Annotated in this window: 1 protein-coding gene; it reads left to right on the forward strand. The window is 52.2% G+C overall.

Going from position 1 to position 2797, the window contains the following annotated elements; all coding sequences use genetic code 11:
* The coding region (locus tag J3U69_RS10325; protein ID WP_267414003.1) for a hypothetical protein at nucleotides 1–2797 on the forward strand (2797 nt) is incomplete at both ends.

Here is a 2797-nt window from a genome sequence, read left to right on the forward strand (position 1 = left end):
GAACCGTTAGATCCTGAACCATTACTGTCGGAGCCGTTGGAGCCGGAGCCATTTGAGCCAGAACCATTTGAGCCAGAACCATTTGAGCCTGAGCCATTTGAGTCAGAACCGTTGGAGCCGGAACCATTGCTGCCTGAGCCGTTGGATCCTGAGCCATTTAAACCGGAACCATTGCTGCCTGAACCATTTGAGCCTGAGCCATTTGAACCGGAACCATTGCTGCCTGAACCGTTGGAGCCGGAGCCATTTGAGCCGGAACCGTTGGAGTCAGAACCGTTGGAGCCGGAACCATTACTGCCTGAACCATTACTGTCGGAGCCGTTGGAGCCGGAGCCATTTGAGTCAGAACCATTAGAGTCTGAGCCATTTGAACCGGAACCATTGCTGCCTGAACCGTTAGATCCTGAACCATTGCTGCCTGAACCATTAGATCCTGAGCTATTTGAGTCAGAACCGTTGGAGCCGGAACCATTGCTGCCGGAACCATTTGAGCCTGAACCGTTAGAGCCGGAACCATTTGAGTCTGAACCGTTGGAGCCGGAACCATTTGAGCCGGAACCGTTGGAGTCTGAACCATTAGATCCTGAACCATTGCTGCCTGAACCGTTAGAGCCTGAACCATTACTGTCGGAGCCGTTGGAGCCGGAGCCATTTGAGTCAGAACCATTAGAGTCTGAGCCATTTGAACCGGAACCATTGCTGCCTGAACCGTTAGATCCTGAACCATTGCTGCCTGAACCATTAGATCCTGAGCTATTTGAGTCAGAACCGTTGGAGCCGGAACCATTGCTGCCGGAACCATTTGAGCCTGAACCGTTAGAGCCGGAACCGTTGGAGCCGGAACCATTTGAGTCTGAACCGTTGGAGCCGGAACCATTTGAGCCGGAACCGTTGGAGTCTGAACCATTAGATCCTGAACCATTGCTGCCTGAACCGTTAGAGCCTGAACCATTACTGTCGGAGCCGTTGGAGCCGGAACCATTGCTGCCTGAACCGTTGGAGTCTGAGCCATTTGAACCGGAACCATTAGATCCTGAACCGTTGGAGTCCGAACCATTTGAGCCTGAGCCATTAGATCCTGAACCATTGCTGCCGGAACCATTAGATCCTGAACCATTGCTGCCTGAGCCATTTGAGTCAGAACCGTTAGATCCTGAACCATTGCTGCCGGAACCGTTGGAGCCAGAGCCATTTGATCCTGAACCATTTGATCCTGAACCATTGCTGCCGGAACCGTTGGAGCCTGAGCCGTTGGAGTCTGAACCATTGCTGCCTGAACCATTTGATCCTGAACCATTTGATCCTGAACCATTTGAGCCTGAGCCATTAGATCCTGAACCATTGCTGCCTGAGCCATTTGAGTCAGAACCGTTGGATCCTGAACCATTGCTGCCCGAGCCATTTGATCCAGAGCCGTTGGAGTCAGAACCATTTGATCCTGAACCGTTAGAGCCTGAACCATTACTGTCGGAGCCGTTGGAGCCGGAACCATTGCTGCCTGAACCGTTGGAGTCTGAGCCATTTGAACCGGAACCATTAGATCCTGAACCGTTGGAGTCCGAACCATTTGAGCCTGAGCCATTAGATCCTGAACCATTGCTGCCTGAGCCATTTGAGTCAGAACCGTTAGATCCTGAACCATTGCTGCCGGAACCGTTGGAGCCAGAGCCATTTGATCCTGAACCATTTGATCCTGAACCATTGCTGCCGGAACCGTTGGAGCCTGAGCCGTTGGAGTCTGAACCATTGCTGCCTGAACCATTTGAGCCTGAGCCGTTGGATCCTGAACCATTTGAGCCTGAGCCATTAGATCCTGAACCATTGCTGCCTGAGCCATTTGAGTCAGAACCGTTGGATCCTGAACCATTGCTGCCCGAGCCATTTGATCCAGAGCCGTTGGAGTCAGAACCATTTGATCCTGAACCGTTAGAGCCTGAACCATTACTGTCGGAGCCGTTGGAGCCGGAACCATTGCTGCCTGAACCGTTGGAGTCTGAGCCATTTGAACCGGAACCATTAGATCCTGAACCGTTGGAGTCCGAACCATTTGAGCCGGAACCATTAGATCCTGAACCATTGCTGCCGGAACCATTAGATCCTGAACCATTGCTGCCTGAGCCATTTGAGTCAGAACCGTTAGATCCTGAACCATTGCTGCCTGAACCGTTGGAGCCAGAGCCATTTGATCCTGAACCATTAGATCCTGAACCATTGCTGCCTGAACCGTTGGAGCCTGAGCCGTTGGAGTCTGAACCATTGCTGCCTGAACCATTTGAGCCTGAGCCGTTGGATCCTGAACCATTTGAGCCTGAGCCATTAGATCCTGAACCATTGCTGCCTGAGCCATTTGAGTCAGAACCGTTGGATCCTGAACCATTGCTGCCCGAGCCATTTGATCCAGAGCCGTTGGAGTCAGAACCATTTGATCCTGAACCGTTGGATCCTGAGCCATTTGATCCTGAACCGTTGGAGTCAGAACCATTTGAACCGGAACCATTCGAGCCTGAACCATTTGAGCCTGAACCGTTGGAGTCTGAACCGTTGGATCCTGAGCCGTTGGAGTCAGAACCATTTGATCCTGAACCATTGCTGCCTGAACCGTTGCTGCCTGAACCGTTGGAGCCTGAGCCGTTGGAGTCTGAACCATTGCTGCCTGAACCATTTGAGCCTGAGCCGTTGGATCCTGAACCATTTGAGCCTGAGCCGTTGGAGCCTGAACCATTTGAGCCTGAGCCATTAGATCCTGAACCATTGCTGCCTGAGCCATTTGAGTCAGAACCGTTGGATCCTGAACCAT

Source organism: Lactobacillus sp. B4026 (assembly GCF_026535825.1).
Classification (GTDB): domain Bacteria; phylum Bacillota; class Bacilli; order Lactobacillales; family Lactobacillaceae; genus Lactobacillus; species Lactobacillus panisapium.